The 26,496-nt window shown below is 43.3% G+C and carries 28 protein-coding genes; 16 read left to right on the plus strand and 12 right to left on the minus strand.

Annotated features, from left to right (window positions below; genetic code table 11):
* Window positions 1-11 precede the first annotated feature (11 nt).
* The 6 genes from rpoN (at window position 12) to rnk (ending at window position 4,176) form a co-directional block, all read left to right on the plus strand.
* Complete coding sequence (gene rpoN, locus CYG50_RS15695; protein WP_102137932.1) at window positions 12-1,457, plus strand: RNA polymerase factor sigma-54; 1,446 nt, start codon at window positions 12-14, stop codon at window positions 1,455-1,457.
* Window positions 1,458-1,479: 22 nt separating this feature from the next.
* Entirely contained in the window at window positions 1,480-1,767 is a 288-nt protein-coding gene (hpf, locus tag CYG50_RS15700) for a ribosome hibernation promoting factor (protein WP_102137933.1), read from the plus strand.
* A gap of 93 nt (window positions 1,768-1,860) precedes the next feature.
* Window positions 1,861-2,328, plus strand: a complete 468-nt coding sequence (ptsN, locus tag CYG50_RS15705; RefSeq protein ID WP_102137934.1) for a PTS IIA-like nitrogen regulatory protein PtsN — start codon at window positions 1,861-1,863, stop codon at window positions 2,326-2,328.
* Window positions 2,329-2,447: 119 nt separating this feature from the next.
* Entirely contained in the window at window positions 2,448-3,299 is an 852-nt protein-coding gene (gene rapZ / locus CYG50_RS15710; RefSeq protein WP_004258318.1) for an RNase adapter RapZ, read from the plus strand.
* Window positions 3,300-3,304: 5 nt separating this feature from the next.
* Window positions 3,305-3,577, plus strand: coding sequence for a PTS phosphocarrier protein NPr (gene npr / locus CYG50_RS15715; protein WP_102137935.1), 273 nt, complete (start codon window positions 3,305-3,307; stop codon window positions 3,575-3,577).
* A gap of 188 nt (window positions 3,578-3,765) precedes the next feature.
* Complete coding sequence (gene rnk / locus CYG50_RS15720) at window positions 3,766-4,176, plus strand: nucleoside diphosphate kinase regulator (protein WP_102137936.1); 411 nt, start codon at window positions 3,766-3,768, stop codon at window positions 4,174-4,176.
* Window positions 4,177-4,309: 133 nt separating this feature from the next.
* Here rnk and pmbA read toward each other — a convergent pair whose 3' ends face one another.
* Window positions 4,310-5,650, minus strand: coding sequence for a metalloprotease PmbA (gene pmbA / locus CYG50_RS15725; RefSeq protein WP_102137937.1), 1,341 nt, complete (start codon window positions 5,648-5,650; stop codon window positions 4,310-4,312).
* Between the two features lie 185 nt (window positions 5,651-5,835).
* Here pmbA and yjgA point away from each other — a divergent pair, with 185 nt between their 5' ends.
* From yjgA to CYG50_RS15740, 3 genes are all read left to right on the plus strand, one after another.
* A complete protein-coding gene (yjgA, locus tag CYG50_RS15730; protein WP_004258329.1) occupies window positions 5,836-6,381 on the plus strand; it encodes a ribosome biogenesis factor YjgA in 546 nt (181 codons plus the stop codon).
* Window positions 6,382-6,554: 173 nt separating this feature from the next.
* Window positions 6,555-6,788: a hypothetical protein gene (locus CYG50_RS23540; RefSeq protein ID WP_102137938.1), complete on the plus strand. Its 234-nt coding sequence runs from the start codon at window positions 6,555-6,557 to the stop codon at window positions 6,786-6,788.
* Entirely contained in the window at window positions 6,785-7,114 is a 330-nt protein-coding gene (locus CYG50_RS15740) for a low molecular weight protein tyrosine phosphatase family protein (RefSeq protein ID WP_102137939.1), read from the plus strand. Before CYG50_RS23540 ends, CYG50_RS15740 begins: the two co-directional genes overlap by 4 nt.
* Here CYG50_RS15740 and CYG50_RS15745 read toward each other — a convergent pair.
* From CYG50_RS15745 to CYG50_RS15795, 11 genes are all read right to left on the minus strand, one after another.
* Window positions 7,111-7,698: an RBBP9/YdeN family alpha/beta hydrolase gene (locus CYG50_RS15745; RefSeq protein ID WP_102137940.1), complete on the minus strand. Its 588-nt coding sequence runs from the start codon at window positions 7,696-7,698 to the stop codon at window positions 7,111-7,113. The two genes, CYG50_RS15740 and CYG50_RS15745, sit on opposite strands and share 4 nt — an antisense overlap.
* 60 nt (window positions 7,699-7,758) lie before the next feature.
* On the minus strand, window positions 7,759-8,046 hold the full coding sequence (locus tag CYG50_RS15750) for a barstar family protein (RefSeq protein WP_102137941.1): 288 nt from the start codon (window positions 8,044-8,046) through the stop codon (window positions 7,759-7,761).
* 12 nt (window positions 8,047-8,058) lie between these two features.
* Window positions 8,059-8,547 carry a ribonuclease domain-containing protein gene (locus CYG50_RS15755; protein WP_102137942.1) on the minus strand — a complete coding sequence of 163 codons (489 nt, stop codon included), beginning with the start codon at window positions 8,545-8,547 and terminating at the stop codon, window positions 8,059-8,061.
* Window positions 8,548-8,658: 111 nt separating this feature from the next.
* Window positions 8,659-10,104 (minus strand): metalloprotease TldD, encoded by a 1,446-nt coding sequence (tldD, locus tag CYG50_RS15760; RefSeq protein ID WP_102137943.1) that lies wholly within the window; start codon window positions 10,102-10,104, stop codon window positions 8,659-8,661.
* Window positions 10,105-10,109: 5 nt separating this feature from the next.
* Window positions 10,110-10,961, minus strand: coding sequence for a deaminated glutathione amidase (nit1, locus tag CYG50_RS15765; RefSeq protein ID WP_102137944.1), 852 nt, complete (start codon window positions 10,959-10,961; stop codon window positions 10,110-10,112).
* Window positions 10,961-14,752 carry an AsmA2 domain-containing protein YhdP gene (gene yhdP / locus CYG50_RS15770; RefSeq protein WP_102137945.1) on the minus strand — a complete coding sequence of 1,264 codons (3,792 nt, stop codon included), beginning with the start codon at window positions 14,750-14,752 and terminating at the stop codon, window positions 10,961-10,963. Before yhdP ends, nit1 begins: the two co-directional genes overlap by 1 nt.
* 14 nt (window positions 14,753-14,766) lie before the next feature.
* The gene (rng, locus tag CYG50_RS15775) at window positions 14,767-16,236 is read right to left on the minus strand and encodes a ribonuclease G (protein ID WP_102137946.1); all 1,470 of its coding nucleotides are present in this window, start codon (window positions 16,234-16,236) and stop codon (window positions 14,767-14,769) included.
* A complete protein-coding gene (locus CYG50_RS15780; RefSeq protein WP_102137947.1) occupies window positions 16,233-16,820 on the minus strand; it encodes a Maf family protein in 588 nt (195 codons plus the stop codon). The genes rng and CYG50_RS15780 overlap by 4 nt, the downstream gene beginning before the upstream one ends.
* A 35-nt stretch (window positions 16,821-16,855) precedes the next feature.
* On the minus strand, window positions 16,856-17,344 hold the full coding sequence (gene mreD, locus CYG50_RS15785) for a rod shape-determining protein MreD (RefSeq protein ID WP_004258382.1): 489 nt from the start codon (window positions 17,342-17,344) through the stop codon (window positions 16,856-16,858).
* A gap of 44 nt (window positions 17,345-17,388) precedes the next feature.
* Entirely contained in the window at window positions 17,389-18,357 is a 969-nt protein-coding gene (gene mreC / locus CYG50_RS15790) for a rod shape-determining protein MreC (RefSeq protein ID WP_102137948.1), read from the minus strand.
* A gap of 86 nt (window positions 18,358-18,443) precedes the next feature.
* Entirely contained in the window at window positions 18,444-19,487 is a 1,044-nt protein-coding gene (locus tag CYG50_RS15795) for a rod shape-determining protein (RefSeq protein WP_004908213.1), read from the minus strand.
* A gap of 603 nt (window positions 19,488-20,090) precedes the next feature.
* Between CYG50_RS15795 and acuI the strand changes: the two genes are divergently transcribed.
* The 7 genes from acuI to prmA all read left to right on the plus strand — a co-directional run bounded on the left by acuI (window position 20,091) and on the right by prmA (window position 26,435).
* The gene (gene acuI / locus CYG50_RS15800) at window positions 20,091-21,071 is read left to right on the plus strand and encodes an acrylyl-CoA reductase (NADPH) (protein ID WP_102137949.1); all 981 of its coding nucleotides are present in this window, start codon (window positions 20,091-20,093) and stop codon (window positions 21,069-21,071) included.
* 235 nt (window positions 21,072-21,306) lie between these two features.
* A complete protein-coding gene (gene aroQ, locus CYG50_RS15805; protein WP_102137950.1) occupies window positions 21,307-21,771 on the plus strand; it encodes a type II 3-dehydroquinate dehydratase in 465 nt (154 codons plus the stop codon).
* Between the two features lie 18 nt (window positions 21,772-21,789).
* A complete protein-coding gene (gene accB, locus CYG50_RS15810; RefSeq protein WP_102137951.1) occupies window positions 21,790-22,260 on the plus strand; it encodes an acetyl-CoA carboxylase biotin carboxyl carrier protein in 471 nt (156 codons plus the stop codon).
* Window positions 22,261-22,272: 12 nt separating this feature from the next.
* Entirely contained in the window at window positions 22,273-23,619 is a 1,347-nt protein-coding gene (gene accC / locus CYG50_RS15815) for an acetyl-CoA carboxylase biotin carboxylase subunit (RefSeq protein ID WP_102137952.1), read from the plus strand.
* A gap of 176 nt (window positions 23,620-23,795) precedes the next feature.
* Complete coding sequence (locus CYG50_RS15820) at window positions 23,796-24,038, plus strand: DUF997 family protein (protein WP_102137953.1); 243 nt, start codon at window positions 23,796-23,798, stop codon at window positions 24,036-24,038.
* A complete protein-coding gene (gene panF / locus CYG50_RS15825) occupies window positions 24,028-25,488 on the plus strand; it encodes a sodium/pantothenate symporter (RefSeq protein WP_102137954.1) in 1,461 nt (486 codons plus the stop codon). The genes CYG50_RS15820 and panF overlap by 11 nt, the downstream gene beginning before the upstream one ends.
* A 62-nt stretch (window positions 25,489-25,550) precedes the next feature.
* Window positions 25,551-26,435, plus strand: a complete 885-nt coding sequence (gene prmA, locus CYG50_RS15830) for a 50S ribosomal protein L11 methyltransferase (protein ID WP_102137955.1) — start codon at window positions 25,551-25,553, stop codon at window positions 26,433-26,435.
* Window positions 26,436-26,496: the final 61 nt, after the last annotated feature.

The following is a 26,496-nucleotide window of genomic DNA, read 5'->3' on the forward strand; positions in this document are numbered from 1 at the left end:
AAAACAGATTCATGAAGCAAAGCTTGCAGCTTAGAGTCAGTCAACAACTTGCAATGACCCCTCAATTGCAGCAAGCCATTCGCTTGTTGCAGCTGTCTACACTTGAGCTTCAGCAAGAAATTCAACTCGCCTTGGAAACCAACCCACTTCTTGAACAAGAAGAGTTAAATTCCGAGTCTGAATCTATTGACTCCCTAAATGAAAATTCCGATACCAGTGAGCTCGATACCAAAGACGCGCTCGAAAACCATGATATGCCAGATGAACTCCCTTTAGATACTAATTGGGATGAAATATATACGGCAGGAACACCGTCAGGGACCAGTAATGATTATAATTTTGATGAACTCCCTGTTTACCAAGGTGAAACAACGCAAACATTGCAAGATTACCTGACGTGGCAAGCTGAGCTGACCCCTTTTACTGATACGGACAGGGCAATAGCCACCGCTATTATTGATTCAATAGATGATTCCGGTTACCTGACAACAGCAGTTTCTGATATACATGAAGGGATTGATAACCCAGAGATTAGTATTGAGGAAGTCATTGCTGTCCTCAAACGTATTCAGCATTTCGACCCACTGGGTGTCGCAGCACAAGACTTAAAAGAGTGTTTATTAATTCAATTGTCACTCTACCCTAAAGAAACTGATGGGCTACAAGATGCGAAGCTCATTATTAGTAACCATATTGATTTACTGGCTAACCGTGATTTTCGCCAGTTAGGTAAATTAACTCGCTTAAAAGAAGATGCGCTCAAAACCGCGATAGACCTGATTTTAACGTTGAATCCAAAACCTGGCCAATCTATCAATACCGGGGAATCGGAATACGTCATTCCTGATGTTTTAGTGAAAAAAATCGCAGGGCACTGGCAAGTTGAGTTAAATACAGATAGCATCCCTAAGCTAAGCATTAATAACCATTATGCTTCGATGCTGAATAATTCAGCGAGTGAAGATGACTCGCAATATATTCGTAGTCATCTGCAAGATGCAAAATGGTTGATTAAAAGCCTTGAGAGCCGCCACGAGACACTATTAAAAGTCGCGACTTGTATTGTAGAACAGCAACAAGAATTCTTTGAGCTGGGAGAGGAGTACATGAAACCGATGATACTGGCCGATATCGCCTATCAAGTGGACATGCATGAATCAACTATCTCACGAGTGACAACTCAAAAGTTTCTCCATAGCCCACGAGGCATTTTTGAGTTGAAATATTTTTTCTCCAGCCATGTTAATACGGACACAGGTGGCGAAGCCTCCTCAACCGCAATTCGAGCATTGGTGAAAAAACTGGTTGCTGCTGAAAACCCAGCAAAACCATTGAGTGACAGTAAATTGACGAGTATGCTGGCTGAACAAGGCATTCAAGTCGCTCGCAGAACTGTTGCTAAGTATCGAGAATCGTTATCCATTCCGCCCTCTAACCAGCGTAAACAACTGGTTTAATTGATAAAATAAGGAAGATTGTATGGAATTTCAGATTACTGGACACAATATTGAAGTTACTCCTGCATTGCGCGAGACTGTTGAGAAAAAACTCAAAAAATTGGAACAATTATTTGATCGTATTAATAATATCCAAGTTGTCTTGAAAGTTGAAAAAGTTCAGCAAATTGCGGAAGCAACCGTGCAAGTCAATGGAGCGGATCTCCACGCATCAGCGGAAGAAAACGATATGTACGCCGCTATAGATATACTCGTAGACAAACTGTCGCGCCAATTAACCAAACATAAAGAAAAACTGAGACAACATTAATACATTGATACGGCTTATTAATGAGCCGGATAATGTTTCAAACCAGATGGTGGGATACACCATCTGGTTTTGTAGTCCTAAGTGAACAATAAAATGAATAGTGATATAGAAATCCAGTTAAACGTTGTTTTATCATCAGCCTGTACACGTAATAATATTGTGTGCACCAGTAAAAAAAGAGCTTTAGAAATTATTAGTGAGCTGGCTGCCGTTGAATTGGAATTACCTGAAAATACGGTATTTGAAGCGTTATTAACCAGAGAAAAAGTTGGCACAACAGGTATTGGTGGGGGTATTGCCATTCCTCATGGAAAGCTGAACGAAGGTGAAAGTAGCCGTGCTGTCGGTGTCTTTTTGCATTTAGAGGAGCCGATTGCGTTTGATGCAATTGATAATCAGCCTGTTGACTTGTTGTTCGCGTTACTTGTGCCATCAGACCAATGTAAAACGCACTTGCATACATTGTCGCTTATCGCCAAAAAATTAGCCGATAAAACGCTCTGTAAACGCCTACGCAGTGCACAAAGTGATGAAGAGCTATACCGCATAATTACAGAGTAAGTGATAAATTATGTATCTTGCCATATGCAAATGATATTGTTATGGTTTCTAAGTAATATTATTTGGCAAATACTGCTTTTCAAGAAGCACATTATTAGGAAACAAAAGGGAGCAAGCTCATGGTGCTGATGATAGTCAGCGGCCGTTCCGGTTCGGGGAAATCCGTTGCCTTACGTGCGCTGGAAGATATGGGTTTCTATTGCGTAGATAACCTACCGGTTGTATTACTACCGGAGTTAGCGAATTCACTGGCTGATCGTAATATTTCAGCAGCGGTAAGCATCGACGTGCGTAATATGCCCGACAATCCAGAGATTTTCGAAGAAGCGATTGATAAATTACCTTCAACCTTCTCTCCTCAATTATTGTTTCTAGATGCCGATCGTAACACGCTTATTCGCCGTTACAGTGATACTCGTCGACTACACCCGCTTTCAAGTAAAAATCTTTCACTTGAAAGCGCAATAGATGAAGAAAATGAGCTACTTGAGCCTTTACGCTCTCGGGCTGATTTAGTTATCGATACTTCTGAAATGTCCGTTCATGAATTAGCTGAGATGCTAAGAACACGTTTGATGGGCAAACGTGAGCGTGAACTGACAATGGTGTTTGAATCTTTTGGCTTCAAACATGGTATTCCTATTGATGCGGATTATGTATTCGATGTGCGCTTTTTGCCCAATCCGCACTGGGATCCGAAATTGCGTCCAATGACAGGCCTTGATAGACCCGTGGCTGCATTCTTAGATAGGCATACTGAAGTCCATAACTTCATTTACCAAACCCGTAGCTATTTAGAATTATGGTTACCGATGTTAGAAACCAATAACCGTAGCTACTTGACTGTCGCAATTGGCTGTACCGGGGGTAAGCACCGTTCAGTGTATGTCGCTGAACAACTTGCCGACTATTTCCGCTCTCGTGGTAAAAATGTGCAGTCACGCCACAGAACGTTGGAAAAACGCAAGTAACAGCAATGACCGTAAAAGCCACAATAACGCTCAAAAATCGGCTTGGAATGCATGCAAGGCCTGCTATGTTACTCTATGATTTAGTTAAACAATTTAACTCAAGAGTTATTTTGCGTAATAATAATCAAATTGAGGCTGAGGCCGATAGCGTTATTGCGATGTTGATGTTAGACTCAGAACAAGGCAGTAATATTGATATTGAGGTTAGCGGCCCAGATGAAAATCAGGCATTATCCGCAATTATTAACCTGTTCGAAAGTGGGTTTGACGAAGAGTAGTCAATTCAAACCTAACGATAAAAATATCAATCTGTATTTTTTACAAAGGTAGGCTTAGAGATCGTGATCATGATCTCTTCCCTTTAAAGCGTATAGCGCCTAATATTTTAAACAAACTTATTTCTAGCGACACCCCCTACCTTATGGGTGGGGGGTGTTTGCTTTGTATGTCTCTATTGGAGTGTGGTATGACAAAGCCAACAATTATTATCAATGATTTAGATGCTGAACGTTTAGATGCACTGATGGAACAGCCGGCTTATGCGGGCACACCGGTTGCCGATGCGCTCAATGATGAACTTGACCGTGCGGATATTCTGACCCCACAAGAAATGCCTGCTGATGTGGTCACGATGAACAGTACCGTTCGCTTTTTGGATTTAATCAGCAACGAAGAGCGCACACGTACCTTAGTTTACCCGGCGTCACTGAAAGATAGCGCAGAGCAGCTGTCTGTTATGGCACCGATTGGTGCGGCCTTATTAGGCTTGCATGTCAACGATGAAATCAGCTGGGAACTGCCAAACGGCGTTCAAACACGTGTTCGCGTACTTGAAATTGTTTATCAGCCAGAAGCGGCTGGTGAGTTTCACCGTTAATCTCGACAACGGCTGAATTAAGGAAGGCTTAGCGAAAAAAGTTTTATTTAAAAAACTCTGGTAAGTCCTCTAACATATTCAGGCACTCAATTGAGTGCCTTTTTTGTTGCTTTAAAATGAGCAAAGTAGAAAACTATTCTCCCGCAATACTCATTTCAGGGATCAATACCGAACCACACTGAATATTGCTACGAGTTTCAATATCATCAGCGATAGTGACCATATTCGCCCACATATCTTTTAGGTTCCCAGCAATGGTAATCTCACTCACAGGGTATTGAATTTCACCGTTTTCGACCCAAAAACCTGAAGCCCCACGAGAGTAATCCCCCGTAATACCGCTAACCCCTTGGCCCATTAATTCAGTAACGATTAGGCCTGTTCCCATTTGTTTCAGCAATGCATCGAAAGAAAGGCCTTGCCCTGCAATACGCCAGTTATGGATGCCACCCGCGTGACCCGTACTTTGCAGACCTAACTTTCTTGCGGAATAGCTGGTCATCAACCACGTTTGCAAAACACCATTTTCAACAATATTGCGTTCACAGGTACGAACACCTTCGCTATCAAAAGGGGATGACGCCAACCCACCCATTAAATGAGGTTGCTCATTGATAGTTAGCCAGCTTGGTAAAATTTGCTTTCCTAAGCTATCCAATAAAAAAGAGGATTTACGATAAATACTGCTACCACTAATGGCGCCGACTAAATGACCAAATAGACCGGTTGCCACTTCTGCTGCAAAAATAACAGGGGCTTTCATTGTCGGTAATTTACGTGGCGATAAACGAGATAAAGTACGGCGAGCACACTCCTGCCCAACCCACTCAGGCGACTGTAATGCCCCTAAGCTACGGCCAATCGTATAAGCGTAATCACGCTCCATTTCACCATTTTGCTCAGCAATCACACAGCTCGACATTGAATAACGGCTAGAACAGTAACTTTGCAACATGCCATGGGAGTTACCAAATACGCGAACCCCATAGTGGCCGTTAAAACTTCCACCTTCCGTGTTTACAATGCGTGAGTCTGCATTTAATGCTGACATTTCCGCAATCGACGCTAAGCGGATCGCTTCTTCAGGAGAAAGCTCGCTCGCTTGGAACAGGTTGAGGTCTGGTGCTTCAAAAGCTAGCAAAGATTTGTCTGCTGGCCCTGCACACGGGTCTTCTGAGGTGTAGTTAGCAATATCAATTGCCGCCTGAACAGTCCGTTCAATGGCTTCAGGGCTTAAGTCTGTAGAAGACGCACTGCCTTTACGTTGTTGATGATAAACAGTGATCCCTAGCGCGCCATCACTGTTAAACTCAACATTTTCGACTTCCCCTTGGCGGGTACTCACACTAATCCCTGTGCTTTTGTTTACTGCGACTTCCGCGGCATCACAACGTGTTTTGGCAAATTCTAATGCGTGTGCGACGGCTTCTTCGAGTTTTTTGCGTTGTTCGGTGACTTGTTCAGTTACACTCATGCTTTAGTCCAATCAATAATGTGGGGGAAACGTGATTTTCTGCCCTAACAAGCAAATGCTAGGTAGTCATAGAGGGGTTTTCCCAGTTACAATATATAATAGATGAATGTTAACACTCACAACACAGTAAATCATATTAATTACGCGTAATTAAACCACTGTGTTCGGTAAAAAGGAAAATCGATATGGCCAAACAGCCTGATGACTGGCTGGATGATATCCCAGCGCCGCAAGACGAAGAAGACGAGGAAATCATTTGGGTCAGTAAAAGCGAAATTAAACGCGATGCTGAGATCCTCAAAAAGTTAGGGGCTGAGCTCGTAGATTTAAGTAAAAGTGAGTTAGAGCGCATCCCGTTAGATACTCAATTACTTGAAGCCATTGAACTTGCCCAAAAAATCAAACGTGAAGGCCGTCGTCGCCAATTGCAACTGATCGGTAAATTATTACGTTCACGTGAAGTTGAGCCAATTACAGAGGCTCTGGATAAGCTTAAAAACCGTCACAACCAGCAAGTGGTCATTTTACATAAACTGGAAGACTTACGTACCCGTTTATTAGATGGCGGTGATGAAGTCATTGAAGACGTGGTTGCCCTGTTCCCACAAACAGACAGGCAACAACTGCGTGCATTAGTCCGTAATGCGAAAAAAGAGCGTGAAGGTAACAAACCACCAAAAGCCTATCGACAAATCTTTCAATACTTGAAAGATCTCTCTGAAATGGCTTAATGAATTATCCCCTATGCTGTGGCTAGGGGATTTTTCTTTGTAAATTAAGCAATAATCTGAAAAACCTAACAGCGTGTTGATAGCGCTGCCGAAACAACCTATCATGCCATTGTTAGTCATACTCTGACCCGTATTATCGCGGCTGCTGAACCCCGATCAATAATGAGGAAGATATGGATAATACCCGAAATAGAGCATGGCGCAGAGCCAAAGCTCGGATCAATAAATCCCGCGATCAACTAAATTCACGCTTAGTTGACTGCTATACACCTGAAAAAAACTGGAAACAGATGTACGGTCGAAGCGAAAAGATGATCCGTGCAGCCCAATTAGGGATGGCATACCCGCAAGTGAGTAATATACAGCTTGCCCGTATTAGCCTTGAAGAGACACACAATAACTCGTGAATATTTTATTCATTTGCAGTAAAAACCAATGGCGTAGTCCAACCGCTGAACAGATCTGGCGCAACCATGAAAGTTGGGTCACCCGTTCAGCGGGAACGAGCCGCAATGCGAGGCGCCCTGTTAATGCGGATTTAATCCGCTGGGCAGATGTAATTTTTGTGATGGAGCAAAAACATAAAAACCGCTTAAGAGCAGATTTCCCCCGCCTTTTGGAATACAAACCGCTTCATGTTCTGGATATTCCTGATGATTACCCCTATATGGACCCAGAGTTGATTGAAATACTCAAAACCAGTGTGCCTAGTATTCTTACCAACCATAACTAGCTAAAATGCGTTTTGATCGTATCAAGTAGTGTTCTGAACTCAGTATAGCCTTCTCTATCAAGAAAATGACCGGCTGAGCCTTCAATAATAACCTGTGTTTTTAAGGCATTAGCCAATGCTTTCGAAGACTCTGGTGACACAATTTCATCATTAGTTGATATAATCGATATTCGATTATTTGCCACTTGTATGAGTTCATCATAATTCAATGGTTCGCTTGTGTGGTGCTGTAATTCAGGCAATGTAGGCTGTTCTTCATCAAACCCTGATACCAATACATAACCCGCTACCAGCTGCCCTGCATTTTGAAGAAATCGTAATACGGTAACGCAACCTAAGCTATGGCCAATCAAAACCGTATTTTCATCAATATCAAAAGGCAAGTGTTGTAAGCGCTGCTGCCATCTCTCAGGGTTGGGGGCTAATGAGTCAGGCATGGTGGGCACGTTAACAAAAGCGCCTAAAGCTTCGAGCTCTGATTTCAACCATGGAAACCAGTTTTTTTCAGGGGATGCGGTATAGCCGTGAACAATCAGGAATTTTTTTTCTTTTAGCGGAAATGCAGTACAGGTAACGTTATTCATCCTAAAGACCCCTATCAGCTCAGTTATCTTATTTAGACTTTACCATGAGTGATAGGAATATTAGTTAGAGCTTTTTGTTATATCTAAAGCAAAAATGAACTCTTCTTCCCACATATCTTGTGCGTCATTCATCACATCAATAACATCTGCGAATTGGATACGTTGTTCCGCAGTCATGTGTGAAAACGTGATAGTTACAGGTAACTCAATGCCTGCGGAAACCATGTCCCACAGGGCATCAAGATTACGACCAAACCAGTCAGGAAGGGAAAATTGCCGAGCAAATTGGTCATAAAAATCATTCAATGAGTTTATCTGCCTGAAATCAAAGCTCACCTGTTTGCTCATCACGATTTTCCTTTAGTTGACTTGTGTAAAGCTCTTATAATGGTCATGCGTCACAAAAATCATCCCATCAGATGAGTATAGCAAACGGTCTGCCCCACGATGGCCACAGCGATAATTAATGTCAGCTTCAAACCACTGGCGCCCTTGTGCAATGGGTAACCCTTTCTCACGGTTAGAAAAACGGTCGCCGCCAATCGCTCTTCCTGGTAATACATCGCAAAGATTGCCTTTTTTCGCATCCCATCCAGCTTCACGGGCTTGCTTCTTTGTCATATAAAAAGCGGGAAGTTTTTGATATTTTTCCATAAAACTAACGACATTATCTTGTGCGGTTAGTTTATCAATCGGTTGTGCTGTTTCTTTTGGCGTTATCGCTTCACGAGAAGGTGGATTACTTTGATTAACCGGTGGCTCAGATGGGGTTTTATCTCCACCATTAAAATACAGGCTAATCACAATCAAAATAGCCATCAACACGACGGGTAAAATACGTTTATTCATAACACCTCAGTTGTTTTGTGCTTTGCAGACACACAAACGCCCTAGTCACAACATCTCCAAGAGTTTGTCACAAGGGCGAGCAAAGCCTAATTTATATCATAACCGTGAAAATTAAGCGGTACCACCAACGGTCAGTTTGTCCAGTTTTAATGTAGGCTGCCCCACACCAACAGGCACACTTTGGCCTTCTTTACCACAGACACCAACGCCTTTATCTAGCGCTAAGTCATTACCGACCATTGAAATCTGCTGCATAGCTTCAACACCAGAGCCGATTAACGTTGCCCCTTTCACAGGAGAAGTAATCTTACCCTTTTCAATCAGGTAAGCTTCTGATGTCGAAAATACAAATTTACCTGAGGTGATATCTACCTGACCACCACCAAAGTTTGGTGCATATATGCCTTTATCCACACTTGCGATGATTTCTTCTGGCGTTGATGCCCCTGCTAACATGTAAGTATTGGTCATACGCGGCATAGGTAAGTGTGCATAAGATTCACGGCGTGCATTACCTGTTGGAGCAACTCCCATCAGGCGTGCATTCAGTTTATCTTGAATATAATTACGTAAAATACCATTTTCTATTAGGACGTTATACTGCCCGGGTACCCCTTCGTCATCAATGGCAAGGGAGCCTCGACGGCCTGCTATCGTGCCATCATCCACCACAGTGCACAGTGGTGATGCCACTTGTTCACCTATTTGACCTGAAAAAACAGAGGTGCCGCGACGGTTAAAGTCACCTTCTAAGCCATGGCCCACCGCTTCATGTAATAGAACCCCCGGCCAACCAGCGCCCAGCACAACTGGCATCATTCCAGCAGGAGCGGCAATTGCAGACAAGTTCACCAGCGCCATACGCACCGCTTCACGTGCATATTGCTCAGCAACCACTTGCCCTTGATGAATTTCCAAGAAATACTCGTAGCCATAACGGCCACCGCCACCACTCGCACCGCGTTCGCGCTTGCCGTCATGTTCCACCAGCACGCTGACCGATAAACGCACTAATGGGCGAATATCTGCCGCTAAGGTGCCGTCTGTTGCAGCGACTAACACTTGCTCATAAACACCGGTTAAACTGGCATTGACCTCAATGACACGCGGGTCTTCTGCGCGAGCAATTTGGTCAACACGATGCAGTAAATCAATTTTTTGTTCCCGCGATAAGCTTTGCAGTGGATCTGCCATTGAATACAGTTTTTTATATTCAACGTTAGTTAGAATTTGTGATTTACCAGAACCTTGCTCATTCACAATACTGCGTGCAGCAGTCGCACTTTGTGTCAGCGCATGTAGCGAAATTTGGTCTGCGTATGCAAACCCGGTTTTTTCACCACTGACAGCTCTCACACCAACACCTTGGTCGATATTGTAAGAGCCATCTTTGATGATCCTATCTTCAAGCACCCACGATTCATGGAAGCTCGATTGAAAGAACAGATCCGCATAATCCAGATGGCGCTCAGATAACAAACCTAAAATGTCATACAGATTTTCTTGCCCAAGGCGGTTGGCGGCCAGCAAATGTTCGCTGACAGAAGCTAAACTCATATTCGTTACTCTTTGGTTTCTTTTTTAATCAATGATGTCAATTGCGGTCTAAAGCGGTTGTGTTTTACCACTTTAATTTGCCCACGCATGACACTTAAGCTGTCTGTTTTAATATTCAGTACCGTAGAAGCGACTGCATCCACGTTCTTTTTCATCACTTTACCCCACCCATCAACTGCAAGGCTGTGCCCCCATGTGCGACGGGTACCATGCACACCGACTTGAGCAGGCGCTAAAATATAGCATTGGTTTTCTATCGCACGAGCGCGTAATAATGGCTCCCAATGTGCTTGGCCGGTATAACGGGTAAATGCAGCGGGTACAGAGATAATTTCTGCGCCTTGCTCACGTAATGCTTGGAATAAACCAGGAAAACGTAAATCATAACAAATTGTCATGCCAAGGCGACCAACGGGTGTATCAACGACGGTAATATGTTCACCGCGTTGATAAATTACAGACTCGTTATAAGTGCCTTGCTCATCTTCGATATTGACATCAAACATGTGAATTTTGTCGTAGCGTGCTTTAATATTTCCTTCTGAATCAAATAATAAGCTACTACTTGTAATACGCTCAGGATCTTCACGGCTAACCATTGGCATTGAGCCAATTAAAATCCAAACATGATAACGTTTGGCCATTTCGCTGATCGCATTTTGCAAAGGACCTTTTCCTTGCTCTTCAGCTTGTTTGCGATACGTTGCTGCATCCGCAAATAACAGTGCGTTTTCAGGTGTCAGTACTAACTCAACAGTTTCGGGTAACTGTTTGATTTGTTGTTCTATTTGCGCCAAATTGTGTTTAGTATTATTTCCGCTACATAACTGCAAAAGTGCAACGTTGCCATTTTTCATTACTCTTGAGTCTCCTTAAGTTGACGTAATACCTCATCAATTTTTGGCTCGTCCAAGCTACCAGTTACTCGGTAACGAATAACAGAAACTTTACTCCATAATGGACCGAGCACTTTCGTTGCTGCAAATACCGCAGCCCCAGCAAATGGATTTACCACAAACGCGGTTGCTACTCCTACTGTAGCAGATATTTCTGGTGTGATGACGGCTTCAACGTTAATTTGGCGTTTAACAAGGTCAATTTGACCATCAAATGAAATGTCTGCAACTAAGCCATCAACATAGGTATTTTTCGAAACCAACACACCATTTTTAATCGTCGCATCACCTTTAATCGAGTCAAAATCGAAGTCATTACTAAACGTGTCGCTAAAATCAAATCGTAGTTTACGTAACAAGGCGTCAAAGCTGACTAAACGCAATATTTGCCCTGCCCGGCCACCGCCCATTTGGGCAATCGCACCTTTACCCAATTTCACAGACATTTTACCATTTAAAGAGGCAATATCGGGTGACCAAGGCAAATCGGCCCAATCTAAATCAAATTCAATAGTATAAGGTGATTGGATAATAGGAACTAATATACCAAAATAGGCCGCTGTTTCGTCGAAAGCATCACCCGTTAATGAGCCTGCAACTTGTGTTTTGTTGCCTTTTTTGCTGTCCCAAATAGCATCTAGCTTTAATTTCGTGACACTGTTATCTAGCGTACCGCCCGTCAATTGCAATAATGACCCTTTAGGTTGGATATTCGCACTAATCTCCCCCAGTTTCTGCCCAGCAACCCAACACTCTTTACAGTGCAACTGTAATTGCGGCCATTGGCTAAAATCAAATTGGGTTGTGGCAAGGTCATTAATTTGGGCGCTCGTGGAAGCACTGGGATTGTAATACAAATAATCAATGGCAACCTGCCAAGGCTGTGAAGCAAATATTTGTAACGAACCTTTCAGGTTTTCACTATTGATATGAACCAGTTGCTCAGCCCGTTGTAGATCATAGGAAAAGTTGACTGCATTCCATTGCTGCCCTACGAGATAAATAGATGGAATATTGACCTCGAGCATGTCAGGTAAGCGAATATTCATACCGCCTTCTCGGCTATGAGAAGACACTAACAGCCCAGCTAATTTCTCCCAGTTCATATCGGTAATAGCTGGCAAATTAACGACAAAAGTCGAGCTTTTAGGTAATTCAGGAATGCCATTACGCCATTGGGCAACATGGGCTTTTAATAAGCTTAAAGGCTTATCACTCAGCCCCCATTGAGTATTAAAACCAATGCGCTTACCAATATCACCACCAACCACCAACTGCTCTGTCGTTCCTTTCGCCTGAACATTGATTTGCCCAAGCTCGGCTAATAGAGCGCTATCAATAGCGGGTAGCTGGCTTTTCAGTTGTTTGAGCCCTGCGGTGACGTCTATTTGTAAACCTACTGGCTCTTTTGCCGTATTTGGAATGGTAATGGCGACTTGGCTTTTCCAGTCAGTGGTTCCTGACACCTTTTGCTTAATCTCAGCAGGCAACATTGCCAATTTATTCACCGCCCAGTTTCCGTTAATATTCACATCCACTAAATAATTTTTTGCTTGGTCTGTGGTGGTGAAGTCGACAGTTATCGGCTGTTCAAACCAATGGCCCCGCAGGTTTTCACCGCGTAAATCGCCATTGTTAAACTCAAAACTGCCCGTTAAAGCGGAAATAGTGCTATCAATCGGCTGAATGTATAAATCATTTTTATTGAGATTGACCTTCCCTTTGGCAACAATGTCCTTACCCGCTACCAGTGGAATAGATAATCCCAACTGCCCATTAACTGTTCCCCCAATTTGTAACTCTTCAAGCGTATCGCCAATTGAGTGGTTCATCGGGGTATGTACAAAATATTGTTGGATTTGTTTTCCTGTCCCACTGATATCCGCATTGATATACAACATTTCTTTAGTGTAATCCGGGATATTAGCATCAAGATTGGTTGCGGTGGCATCCGCCAATTTCACAGTTGGTGCATGCATATATAGCCCTGCACGCCTGAAGTCTAAATCCATATCCAAGTTCAATAACGCAGGCCATTCGCTGTCATATTCAAATGTGGCATCACGCAGAGGGACGTAAACTTGGAATTGCCCATCATTGTCATCATAAGGAAAATGAGCAGGATCACCTTTATAGACTAAAGTCGCGTTATCTACACTACCTGCGATAATCGCTTTCGTCAGGTAATCTGCCACATCTTGGCCCATTAATTTTTGGGGGAAATAACGCCATGCATCCCCCGCATCATCTAAACGAATTCCTGCGAGGATCGCGAGATCCGCATAATTTCCTTTTTTCGCTTTTGCGTAACGAAACTCACCATTTGCCCAAAGAGACTGAGCTTGTACATCTAATGATGGGCTCCACAATTTAAATTCACTGTCATTATTGACCCAATGGAATTGACCTGTTGCCGTTTTTATCAAAAAAGGGGCTTTAAATTCATCACGATAATCCACTTCACTATCTTGTAAGCGAACTGTGGCACCACCACTTTGCATTCCACCAATTAAAGCCCCCGAAAAATGGTTAACCGAAGGTAATTCTTTCCATTTTTTCCAGCTAACATTTTGCCAGTCCATGTTAAATTGTACGTTTTCAGGCAGATTTGGCGTGATATCAAGCGCAAATTCACTCACCACCCCCGTTGGTTGGCGGTGTTGCCAATCCTGTACCATTTCAGGGGTTAAAAAGGAAAATGTGGGTAAAACTTCGCTTAAACGTTCAAGTTCAATATCTTTTGCACGGATGCGCCAATGGTCATTATCCTGATATTTCTTGCTGGCAGGCAAATACAAGACAGAGACGCTCCCTTGCGGCCAGATAAACTCATTGGTTTTCAAAGTATCAAGCTCAGGAATGTTAAATAACCACCCATTCCCCTGCCTTTTCATTCGCAAAAGCAAATCATTGACTTGCAAGTTTTGCGCTAATTCGCCCGTTCCCCAGTTAGCTTCACCTTGCCGTAGTTGAATAAGGCCACTATCAATCCGGTTATTTTTCAGGGTTACCCAAGAAGACAAACTAAAATTGGCATCCCGCAATGAGGTATTATCACGCAGCCAGCGGCTAAGCCATGGCTGCATGTCAATATTATCCGCTTGCAAATAAAAAACCCCATCACTTAACACGCCATTTTTATCTAACACATCAAGCTTTACTTGCAGATAACCATGCTGCTTATTAATGGTTTCAAGGCTTACAAAACCTTGAGCACGATGCCGTTCATTGTCATTAAGCCATGAAAGCTCAGGTAAAATCAGCGTTGTTTTTTGTTCAGAAGGTGTGAGAAAGGTTAATTGGCTTTCTTTTAATACGAAATGGTCGAATTGCCTTAAAAATAGATCTTCAATCCCATCTAAAGAGCCGCCTTCCGCCGAGTCTCCAAAGCTAAAAGGAATTTTATAATCCACATTTAATTGGTAAAAGGTTAAGTCACGAAAACGCCAGCGTAGAGAAAATAACGAGCTCCAGATATCTAATTCAACCCTAATAGTATTCGCTGTGACATCGATGGCTTGATTCTGTAAAACCACATCAGATAACGTCAGTGCAGGACCAAAAGATTGCCAAGCCCCTTCGATTTTACCAAGCTGCACGGACATATCGGTCTTTTTTTCAACGTAATCGACCAAGTCTTGCCGATAATTATCGATATTTGGCAGAAGAAAACGCAGCCCTGACAACACTAATGCGCACAGCAATAATATAACCGCAGTCGTCACCAGTGCTACACGTGGCAGTCGTCTCACTCATATCTCCTTTATTACATCATCACGACATCAAAACGTTCCTGACTGTAAAGAGGCTCAGTCTGAACTTTAACTTGCTTCCCAACAAAGATTTCAACTTCTGCAAGGGCGTGTGACTCATCCCCTTTAAGGACATCTACCACCGCTTGAGAGGCATAAACCAAGAACCTATCGGCATCTATCGTGCGGTGCACGCGAACTATTTCACGTAAAATTTCATAACATACTGTTTCGACTGATTTAACGGTTCCACGTCCTTGGCAAGTTGGGCAGTCATCGCATAACACATGTTCTAAGCTTTCTCTTGTGCGCTTGCGCGTCATTTCGACTAAGCCTAGCTGCGAAAAACCATTAATGGTTGTTTTGACTTTATCTTTACTCAATGCCTGCTCTAATGATGCTAGCACACGGCGACGATGCTCTGGGTCAGCCATGTCAATAAAATCAATAATAATAATACCGCCTAAGTTGCGTAAACGCAGCTGCCTTGCTATCGCTTGAGTGGCTTCGATGTTGGTATTGAAGATGGTTTCTTCAAGGTTACGATGCCCAACAAATGCCCCTGTATTGATATCAATAGTCGTCATGGCTTCAGTTTGATCGATAATCAAGTAACCACCTGATTTCAATTCCACTTTTCGATCCATTGCTCGCTGAATTTCGTTTTCAACGTCAAACAAGTCAAATATCGGCTGATTTCCCTGATAGAGTTCGAGCTTAGCTGTCATTTCTGGCACATACTCTTCGATAAACTCTTGTAATTGAGTATAGGTCAAACGAGAGTCAACACGAATGCGGTCAAGATGAGCGCCTGCAAAATCACGGATAATACGGAAGGCAAGCGCTAATTCACCATAAATTTTTGTGCGAGTCACATTACGTTTTTTTCGCTCAATCACTTTCGCCCACAGGCGCTTTAAGAATGCAGCATCCTGTTTAACTTCCTCTTCCCCGACCCCTTCTGCTGCCGTACGGATGATAAAACCGCCATTTTCATCACAATACTGTGAAACACAGGCTTTTAAGCGTTCTCTTTCATCTTCACTTTCAATACGTTGTGAAACGCCAACATGGGAAGCCCCTGGCATAAAGACCAAATAGCGAGAAGGAAGAGTAATGTCCGTAGTAAGGCGAGCGCCTTTAGTACCAAGAGGGTCCTTAACGACTTGGACGATTAAATCTTGTCCTTGCTTAACCAGCTCTGCAATATCCCTGACATGAAAGTTTTTCTGCTCATCACCCGCAATACATTCCGTGTGAGGCATAATATCAGACGCGTGCAAAAAAGCCGCTTTATCTAGACCAATATCAACAAAGGCCGCCTGCATTCCTGGTAAGACGCGGCTCACACGGCCTTTGTAAATATTCCCTACTAGCCCTCTTTTCGCTTCTCGTTCAACATGAATTTCTTGTAATATCCCACCATCAATATAAGCAACGCGCGTTTCAGATGGTGTAATGTTCACTAATAGTTCCGCTGTCATGACTTCCCCTTACCATCACTTAACGCTAAAAATCGCTGAATTAGCTCGTCTGTTTCAACCAGTGGTAAACCAACAACCCCATGATAGCTGCCATTAATTTTACGTATAAAACGCCCACCAATTCCTTGTATTCCATAAGCGCCTGCCTTATCCATTGGCTCACCTGACTGTATATAATCCTGTATTTCGAGCAAAGATAACTCGCGGAATGTCACATCTGTCACAATTAGTGACTGCATCGTCTGTTGACGACTGGATAAGGCAATCGCCGTCATGACTTGATGGGTTCTTCCCGATAATGCACTTAGCATCGCTTCTGCGTGCTGGCTATCTTGCGGTTTCTCTAAAATTTTACCTGCGAGAACAACGATAGTATCAGCGCCCAAAACAGGCTGATTATCGGGTGCTATCGCAACACCAGCTAAAGATTTATCTCGTGCAAGACGCTGAACATAGTCTTGAGGCGTCTCCCCCTCTTGCCACTGTTCTTCTACCTCTGGACGCAAAATTTCAAAGGTATAATTAAGTTGCTGAACAAGTTCACGTCGACGGGGTGAACCGGACGCAAGATAAATTAAACACATAAACTGAATTCCCAGTCAGACCGACAACTAGCACTCTAACATACTGAAAATTGCCGGCGAATTTTACGTAAAAGCAAAAATAGCCATGGCCATAGAATACCATTCACTAAGCTATTCCAAAATACTTGCGGATGGAATAATACTTGTGATGATAGAAATTCAGCCCAAAAAACAGCAAGATCTTGAATGATAGTAAGCAACATAATCACCAACGCTTGCTGCCACAACGCCATATTGCGCAACAGCTGGTGCTTATAAGAGACGAGATAACAAATAATACTAAAAGAGAGAGCATGCACTCCTAGTGCGGAACCCTGAATGGAATCAACGATAATTCCTAAGATAAAGCTTGTGCCAACACTCACTCGGTGTGGTAACGCCATCACCCAATAAGTAAGAATCAACAGAAGCCATGATGGCCGGTAAAAACTGAGTTGCTCCGGCCAAGGCATGACTTGTAAAATCAATGCAATAAAAAATGATAACCAAATAATGGCACGGCCATTTCCACGATACTCATCCATGCTAATTTACTCTCTTGCCCATAACCATACTGTGTTTCCTCTACTTATGGTTGTGACGTCGGAGCCATTGATGGTGGCAATGGAGGCCCCTGAATTTCATTCGGGTTAGGTAATACTTGCGGCAACACTTTCATTAAGCGTTCATTTGCTGCACGATAAACTTCCGAAGGCTGTAGTGGCGTTTTAGGATCGTTATCATTTCCCCATAATAACAGCAGGTAACGTAAACGTTGTAATTCAGCGCTCGGCTTCGCGCTTATGATCGTATAAGCTCGTTGTGTGTCATGTTTTACGGCTGATACCACCCCAACTGGATACCCTTCAGGGAAACGCCCCCCTAACCCCGATGTGACAAGGACATCACCAACACGAATATCGGTATTTTCAGGTAACGGTTCTAATTGTAGATCATCGGCACATCCAGAACCCGCCGCAATAACACGTACATCATTACGTAATACTTGTACAGGTAAGGCATGGGCAGTATCACAAATTAACAAGACACGACTATTAAAGTTACTCACCCCAACCACTTGGCCAACAACGCCTTTATCACTAATAACGGGCTGCCCTTCATACACCCCTTCGTTACTGCCCTTGTCTATAACCACTTGGTCACGATAGGGTGTATTTGCCCCTGAAATCACTTGCGTTACCATCATGTGTTCATCTTGACGAAGTGGCGAGCCAAGCAACTCCCTTAAGCGCGCATTCTCCTGCTTAAGTTGCTCTAAAAGCAAGTTATCCGCTTTTTTCAGTAATAACTCTTGGCGTAACGCTTTGTTTTCAAATTGCAGTTGGTCCCTTGAAGAGAAACTTTCAGAGATATTATCTAGGAATTGGCGTGGGCCATTCGCTAAAAAATAGAATGGGCTAACCGCCGTGTCTAAGTAGTTACGGACTTTATTGAAAGGCTCGAAACGATGGTCAATCACCACCAGTACAAGTGCAATGATTACCGCAAAAAAAATGCGTAACTGTAGGGATGGACCTCGCCTAAAAATTGGCTTCATGTGTGGCTAAGTTTCGCTAATGTCAGAGGAACAAAAAATAGTCAAAACAGTTGGAGAACCGTCTCCAACTGTTTCTAAAAGGCCATTTAGTCTTCGCTAAACAGGTCACCACCGTGCATATCGATCATTTCTAACGCTTTACCGCCACCACGAGCGACACAAGTTAGAGGATCTTCAGCAACGATAACAGGGATACCCGTTTCTTCCATCAATAGGCGATCTAAATTACGAAGAAGCGCGCCACCACCGGTTAAGACCATACCGCGTTCTGAGATATCTGAGGCCAATTCAGGAGGACACTGTTCAAGTGCTAACATGACTGCACTGACAATTCCTGTAAGCGGTTCTTGCAGTGCTTCTAAAATTTCATTTGAATTCATCTTAAATCCGCGAGGCACACCTTCTGCAAGGTTACGACCGCGAACTTCAATCTCGTAGACTTCATCTGTCGGGAATGCAGAGCCAATCCCATGTTTGATGCGCTCGGCTGTCGCTTCACCGATTAGTGAGCCATAATTACGGCGTACATAGTTAATGATGGACTCATCGAAACGGTCACCACCAATACGTACAGATGAAGAGTAAACAACGCCATTTAGAGAAATAACAGCGACTTCTGTTGTACCGCCACCGATATCAACAACCATTGAACCCGTCGCTTCTGATACAGGCAACCCAGCACCAATCGCCGCAGCCATCGGTTCTTCGATTAAGAAGACTTCACGCGCACCTGCACTTAATGCTGATTCACGAATGGCTTTACGCTCAACTTGTGTTGCACCAACGGGAACACAAACAAGCACTCGCGGGCTTGGGCGTAAAAAACTGTTGCTATGAACTTGTTTGATGAAGTGTTGTAACATTTTCTCTGTCAGGAAAAAGTCAGCGATAACACCGTCTTTCATTGGCCTGATTGCCGAAATATTACCTGGTGTACGTCCCAGCATCTGCTTCGCTTCACCACCGACAGCAGCAACGCTTTTTGGCGATCCAGAGCGGTCTTGACGAATAGCAACTACAGAGGGTTCATTTAATTTTACGCCTTGTCCTTTGACATAAATAAGGGTATTGGCCGTACCCAAGTCAATAGACAGGTCATTAGAAAACATGCCACGAAATTTTTTAAACATAACGAAAGAGTTATCCTGCAAGCTGGGGACGAATTTAAACCCGTCTACTCTACCAACCACTTGAAGCGGTCTCAAGGCGTTAATGAGCTGCTTCTACAAATATGGTTAGTTCATCTATTTTTCACGTACCGTACTGTACATGCTTCTTATATAAACGAAGCAGATAAAAACCCCAAAAACAGAGATTAATTGCATTTTTACCGACAGGATAAAATTATACAAAAAAATTTCTACTCTTTGGTTGTTATATACTCCATCTTTTTCTTCCCAGTGTGACAAGCTATTGGGGCAACAAGTTCAAATATTATTTAGTTCTTTTTATTATTGCTACACACTGGCTATTTCCAATACAAATTGGGTGAATTCGCTGAGTGTTCGCTCTATTATCTACCAGAAACGCGGCAAATTTATGTCAATATACAAAATGAATCCGTCAGGATGCGATATTTTGCATGATAAAAGCCTATTTATGCCAGAAAAAAATAAATTTTTACAAATTAATTACAATATTAATAGCTTAAATACTGTTACTACGTCAATGAAATGCACTCAAATTTTAGTAATTTTCAAAATACATATTTAATCATTATATAGGAGTGAAAGATGAAAGCTCTCGTCCTACAACAAACTGACGAAAAAATCGTCTCTGGCATTCAACCATTAACTACAGAAATGCTTCCAGCCGGAGATATTGTAGTCGATATTCATTGGTCCACACTCAATTATAAAGATGGATTAGCCATTTGTGGAAAAGCAGGTGTTGTTCGCCAATATCCAATGGTACCCGGTATCGACTTTTCAGGCGTGATCCATCACAGTGAAGACCCGCGCTTCCAAGTTGGCCAACATGTGCTACTCACTGGATGGGGAGTTGGTGAAACGCATTGGGGAGGCTTAGCCTCTCAAGCCAGAGTCCCGGCCAAATACTTAACACCCCTTCCAGAAAATTTATCTTTAAAGCAAGCAATGATAATTGGCACTGCCGGCTTTACCGCTATGCTCTGCATAAACGCCTTAGAAGACGCAGGTGTGACACCAGATAAAGGTGAAATCATTGTTAGTGGAGCAAGTGGTGGTGTTGGCAGCACCGCTGTGCAAATACTTGCGTTATTAGGTTATGACGTTGTCGCGATATCAGGTCGAGCAGAAAACAGTAATTACCTAAAAAGTTTAGGTGCCAAGAGGGTATTACCTCGTAGTGATTTCACTCATCCCGCTAAACCATTAGACAAACAGCTGTGGGCCGGTGCAATTGATACTGTAGGCGGTGAGTTACTCGCCAATCTTCTTGCACAAACACATTATAATGGTGCGGTTGCTGCCTGTGGCTTAGCCGGTGGTTTCGATTTACCGACCAGTGTCATGCCATTTATTTTACGTAATGTTCGGTTACAAGGTGTCGATTCCGTTTACTACCCTGCTGCAAATCGTCCTAAAGTATGGCAACGGCTCACGGAACTTCTCCCATCTTCTTTCTATGAGCAAGTCAGCAATGAGATCACGTTAGAAGATTCTGTCGAATATGCAAAAAAACTCTTAAAAAATGAAGTGACTGGGCGTACGCTAGTTAACCTGCGAGGTTAATCACCAACTTGTCGCGGTACTTTCGCCTAAATAGGGATTACCGCACATTTTCCAAAATAAATTCGGGTATTTTCTCTGATAAGACCAGTATTTTGCTGCTATATGTCACGAAATAATTATAATGACGAACCTTGTCAGTAGAAAATCCATTTATTTTTATGATAAAAGATGACAAACGCTTAGCATCGCGTTATGTTGTCGGGCTATTGATAATATCGTCGGAGTTAGCAGCATAATGGCAGAAGATATTCACATTTTACTCTTGAATGGGCCAAACCTAAACCTGCTAGGTACACGGGAACCCGATAAATACGGCAACCAAACTCTTGCCGATATCGTATCCAACCTTGGGGCAGAGGCTAGTCAACTAGGGGTAAAACTGAGTCATTTTCAGTCAAACGCAGAATTTGAACTCATCGATAAAATTCATGCTGCACGTCATGATGTTGATTTTATTCTCATCAATCCGGCTGCATTCACACATACCAGTGTTGCACTACGTGATGCATTACTCGCGGTGAGTATCCCGTTTATCGAGATCCACCTGTCTAATGTGCACGCTAGGGAATCATTTCGCCAACATTCTTATTTCTCCGATAAAGCAATCGGTGTAATTTGTGGTCTAGGTGCTGATGGTTATAGTTTTGCTTTACAGGCAGCGGTTAACCGTCTGCGCCTAATTAATTCAATCCAAATATAAGAGTACGGAATCATATCCATGGATATTCGTAAAATTAAAAAGCTGATCGAGCTGGTCGAAGAGTCTGGCATTTCTGAACTGGAAATTTCTGAAGGTGAAGAGTCAGTACGTATCAGCCGCGTTTCACCTGCTTCTCAGGTTATGGCTGCACCTCAACAATATTACTCAGCACCGGTTGCACAGCAACCTGCTCTGGCTAATGCGGTTGCACCATCTGAAGCGATGGTAGCGCCAGCTGCGCCTGCAGCAGTTGCAGGTCACCAGGTTCGCTCACCAATGGTCGGTACTTTCTACCGCGCGCCAAGCCCAGAAGCGAAATCATTCGTTGAAGTTGGCCAAACGGTCAGCGTTGGTGACCCACTTTGCATCGTTGAAGCGATGAAAATGATGAACCAAATCGAAGCAGATAAAGCAGGCGTTGTTAAAGCCATTCTGTTGCAAAACGGTGATGCAGTAGAATTTGACGAGCCATTAGTTGTCATCGAATAACGAGGCGTTTCCATGCTGGAAAAAATTGTTATCGCTAACCGTGGCGAAATCGCATTACGTATTTTGCGTGCCTGTAAAGAACTCGGCATCAAAACAGTAGCGGTTCACTCTACGGCAGATAGCGATCTAAAACACGTGTTACTGGCTGATGAAACAATTTGTATCGGCCCAGCAGCATCAGCAAAAAGTTACTTAAATATCCCTGCGATTATTTCCGCAGCGGAGATTTCAGGTGCTCAAGCGATTCACCCAGGATATGGTTTCTTGGCTGAAAACGCAGATTTCGCAGAACAAGTTGAAAACTCTGGTTTTGTTTTTATCGGTCCAAAAGCTGAAACCATCCGCCTAATGGGTGATAAAGTTTCTGCGATTAACGCGATGAAAAAAGCTGGCGTACCTTGCGTTCCGGGTTCTGATGGCCCATTAGGGAACGACACTGAAAAAAATAAAGCCATCGCGAAACGTATCGGCTTCCCTGTCATCATCAAAGCATCTGGTGGTGGTGGTGGTCGTGGTATGCGTGTGGTACGCAATGAGAAAGATTTAGAATCTTCTATCAACTTGACGCGTGCTGAAGCGAAATCCGCTTTTAATAATGATATGGTTTACATGGAAAAATTCCTTGAAAACCCACGTCATATTGAAATTCAAGTCATGGCTGATGGCCAAGGCCATGCGGTTTACTTAGCTGAGCGTGACTGTTCAATGCAACGTCGCCACCAAAAAGTGGTTGAAGAAGCACCAGCTCCAGGCATTACGCCGGAAATTCGCCGTAATATCGGTGAACGCTGTGCTAATGCATGTATTGAAATCGGTTATCGCGGCGCAGGTACCTTCGAATTTTTATTCGAAAACGGTGAGTTCTACTTCATTGAAATGAATACCCGTATTCAAGTTGAACACCCAGTCACTGAAATGATCACGGGTGTAGACTTGATTAAAGAGCAACTGCGTGTTGCCTCTGGGTTACCATTATCTGTGAAGCAAGAAGATATCGTGGTACATGGTCATGCTGTTGAGTGTCGTATCAACGCAGAAGATCCGAATACCTTCATCCCAAGTCCAGGTAAAATCACCCGTTTCCACTCACCAGGTGGTTTTGGCGTACGTTGGGAATCTCATATTTACGCAGGCTACACTGTACCTCCGTATTATGACTCAATGATTGGTAAATTAATTACTTATGGTGAAACTCGTGAAATCGCTATTTCTCGTATGAAAAATGCGTTAAACGAATTAATCGTCGATGGTATTAAAACCAATATTGAATTGCACCAAATGATTATGAGCGATGAAAACTTCCAAAAAGGTGGCACTAATATCCACTATTTAGAGAAAAAACTGGGGATTGCTGAATAAGTCAGCGATAACCTGTTTGGCTCATCGTCAATCGATACCGTAACGCGCTGCGTTGCGGTATTTTTTTGTGTTAAATACGCTTTATTGCACTTTTCTTCTGGTATTTTTCACACTCAGCCTGCGGATTATCGTACAATTGCTGATTATTTTTTTATGGGAATGAAGGGGAAGAACGGGTGGATAAACGTTTTCTTCAATCAAATAAAGAAGCACGCTGGTCATTTTATTTGACTATCGCCTATCTAATTGGCTGGGTTATTAGTGCCTACCTACCGGACAACACGCTTGGAGTTACAGGACTACCACTGTGGTTTGAATGGTCTTGTCTCATCTTACCCATCATTTTTATTTTGCTCTGCATAATGATGGTTAAACTGATTTTTAAAGACATTTCTCTGGAGGAGAATGATGCAGATTGAAGTTCTCCTGCCTCTCGTCGGCTACCTAGCTCTCGTTTTTTTGCTATCCATTTATGCATATAAAAAACGAACAAAAGGCGAGTTCTTAAATGAATACTTTTTAGGTAATCGTTCAATGGGCGGCTTTGTCCTTGCGATGACCATCACAGCGACTTATATCAGTGCGAGTTCATTTATTGGTGGGCCAGGTGCTGCCTATAAATATGGCCTAGGTTGGGTGCTATTGGCGATGATCCAACTGCCTGCGATTTGGCTTTCCCTCGGCGTGCTAGGTAAAAAATTTGCTATTTTGGCGCGTCGCTATAATGCCGTTACGCTTAACGATATGCTGTATGCACGCTATCAAAGCCGGTTTTTAGTATGGTTTGCCAGTGTCAGCCTGCTCATTGCCTTTTTTGGCGCCATGACGGTGCAATTTATTGGTGGGGCGCGCCTATTAGAAACCGCAGCAGGTATTCCATATACTTATGGGTTAATGATTTTTGGGGTATCCATCGCACTCTACACCGCAATTGGCGGGTTTAGGGCCAGTGTCCTAAATGATGCGCTACAAGGGCTTGTAATGCTTTTAGGTACGGTGATCCTGTTAGTCGCGATTATTTACCATGCAGGTGGTTTACCTGCCGCGATAGAAAAAATGCATAGCATAGACCCTAAATTGGTATCGCCTGAAGGTGCAGATGACATTTTAAGCGGGCCATTTTTAGCTTCGTTTTGGGTTTTAGTCTGTTTTGGGGTGATTGGTTTACCTCACACCGCAGTACGTTGTATTTCATATAAAGACAGTAAAGCGGTTCACCGTGGAATTATCTTAGGAACGATCGTCATGGCCATGCTGATGTTTGGCATGCACTTTGCGGGGGCACTCGGTCGCGCAATTTTACCTGACCTGACGATCCCAGACCAAGTGATCCCAACTTTGATGGTGCAAGTGCTGCCACCTTTCGCAGCAGGGATTTTCCTAGCGGCACCAATGGCTGCGATCATGTCGACGATCAACGCACAACTACTGCAATCTTCGGCAACCATCGTAAAAGATATCTATCTAAATACCGTGCCAACACAAATCAAAAATGAAAAGCGTCTTGCGCGCATCTCTAGCCTTTCCACTTTGGTCTTAGGTGCATTGCTTTTAGTTGCAGCATGGAATCCGCCTCAGATGATTATCTGGCTGAATTTACTGGCTTTTGGTGGTTTAGAAGCTGTTTTCTTATGGCCATTAGTCCTCGGGCTATACTGGGAAAAAGCCAATGGAACAGGCGCTATCAGTGGGATGGTCGTCGGAGGCGTCAGTTATGCCATACTGGCTAGCTTTAAAATTGAGATCATGGGTTTCCATGCCATCGTTCCCTCACTGGTTTTTAGCCTTGTGGCTTTCTTAGTGGGTAACCTTTTCGGTAAAAATCCCGTACAATCGACGCCAATTGAGCAGGTAACTAGCACGCACTAACGCCTATTATAGGCAAGTGATTTTGCTCAACCTGATATAAACGAATAAATAGAGAAAAAATAATGCCTTGGATCCAAATTAAAATTAACTCCACCGCTCAACAGGCAGAAGCGCTTGGCGATGAACTGATAGAAACAGGGGCGGTATCCGTCACTTTTCAAGACAGCCACGACACGCCCGTTTTTGAGCCGCTTCCGGGGGAAACCCGCCTTTGGGGTGATACCGATGTCATTGGCCTATATGACGCAGAAACCGACATGAAAATTGTCGTTGCTCAACTAGAAAATAGTCCTCTATTGAGTGCAGGTTTTATCCATAAAATCGAACAATTAGAAGACAAAGATTGGGAAAGAGAATGGATGGATAATTTTCATCCAATGCGCTTTGGGGAACGTTTGTGGATCTGCCCAAGTTGGCGCGATGTGCCCGACCCGACCGCTGTCAATGTAATGTTAGATCCTGGCCTTGCTTTTGGTACTGGTACGCATCCAACGACCTCATTGTGTCTTCAATGGCTAGACAGTCTTGATCTCGAAGGTAAAACCGTGATCGACTTTGGTTGTGGATCCGGTATTTTAGCGATTGCTGCCTTAAAATTAGGTGCTGCTCACGCGATTGGGATCGACATCGACCCTCAGGCTATCACTGCAAGCCGCGATAATGCGCAGCGTAACGGTGTTTCAGAGCGTTTATCTCTATACCTACCAAAAGACCAGCCTGATGACTTACAAGCTGATGTCGTGGTTGCTAACATCCTTGCTGGCCCATTGCGTGAACTCGCCCCTATGATTAGCGTTCTACCTCGTCCGGGTGGGTTATTAGGACTTTCTGGCGTGCTCGCCACTCAAGCAGAAGGAGTGGCTGATGCTTATCGTTCCACTTTTGAAATCGACCCTGTTGCTGAAAAAGAAGAATGGTGCCGGATTACGGGTGTCAAGCATTTTTAGTGAGTTTTTTTATTAAAATTAGAGAATAATTTCTTTGAAAACAACGCCAGAATAGATTATC

The sequence above is a fragment of the Providencia huaxiensis genome (assembly GCF_002843235.3).
Lineage (GTDB): Bacteria > Pseudomonadota > Gammaproteobacteria > Enterobacterales > Enterobacteriaceae > Providencia > Providencia huaxiensis.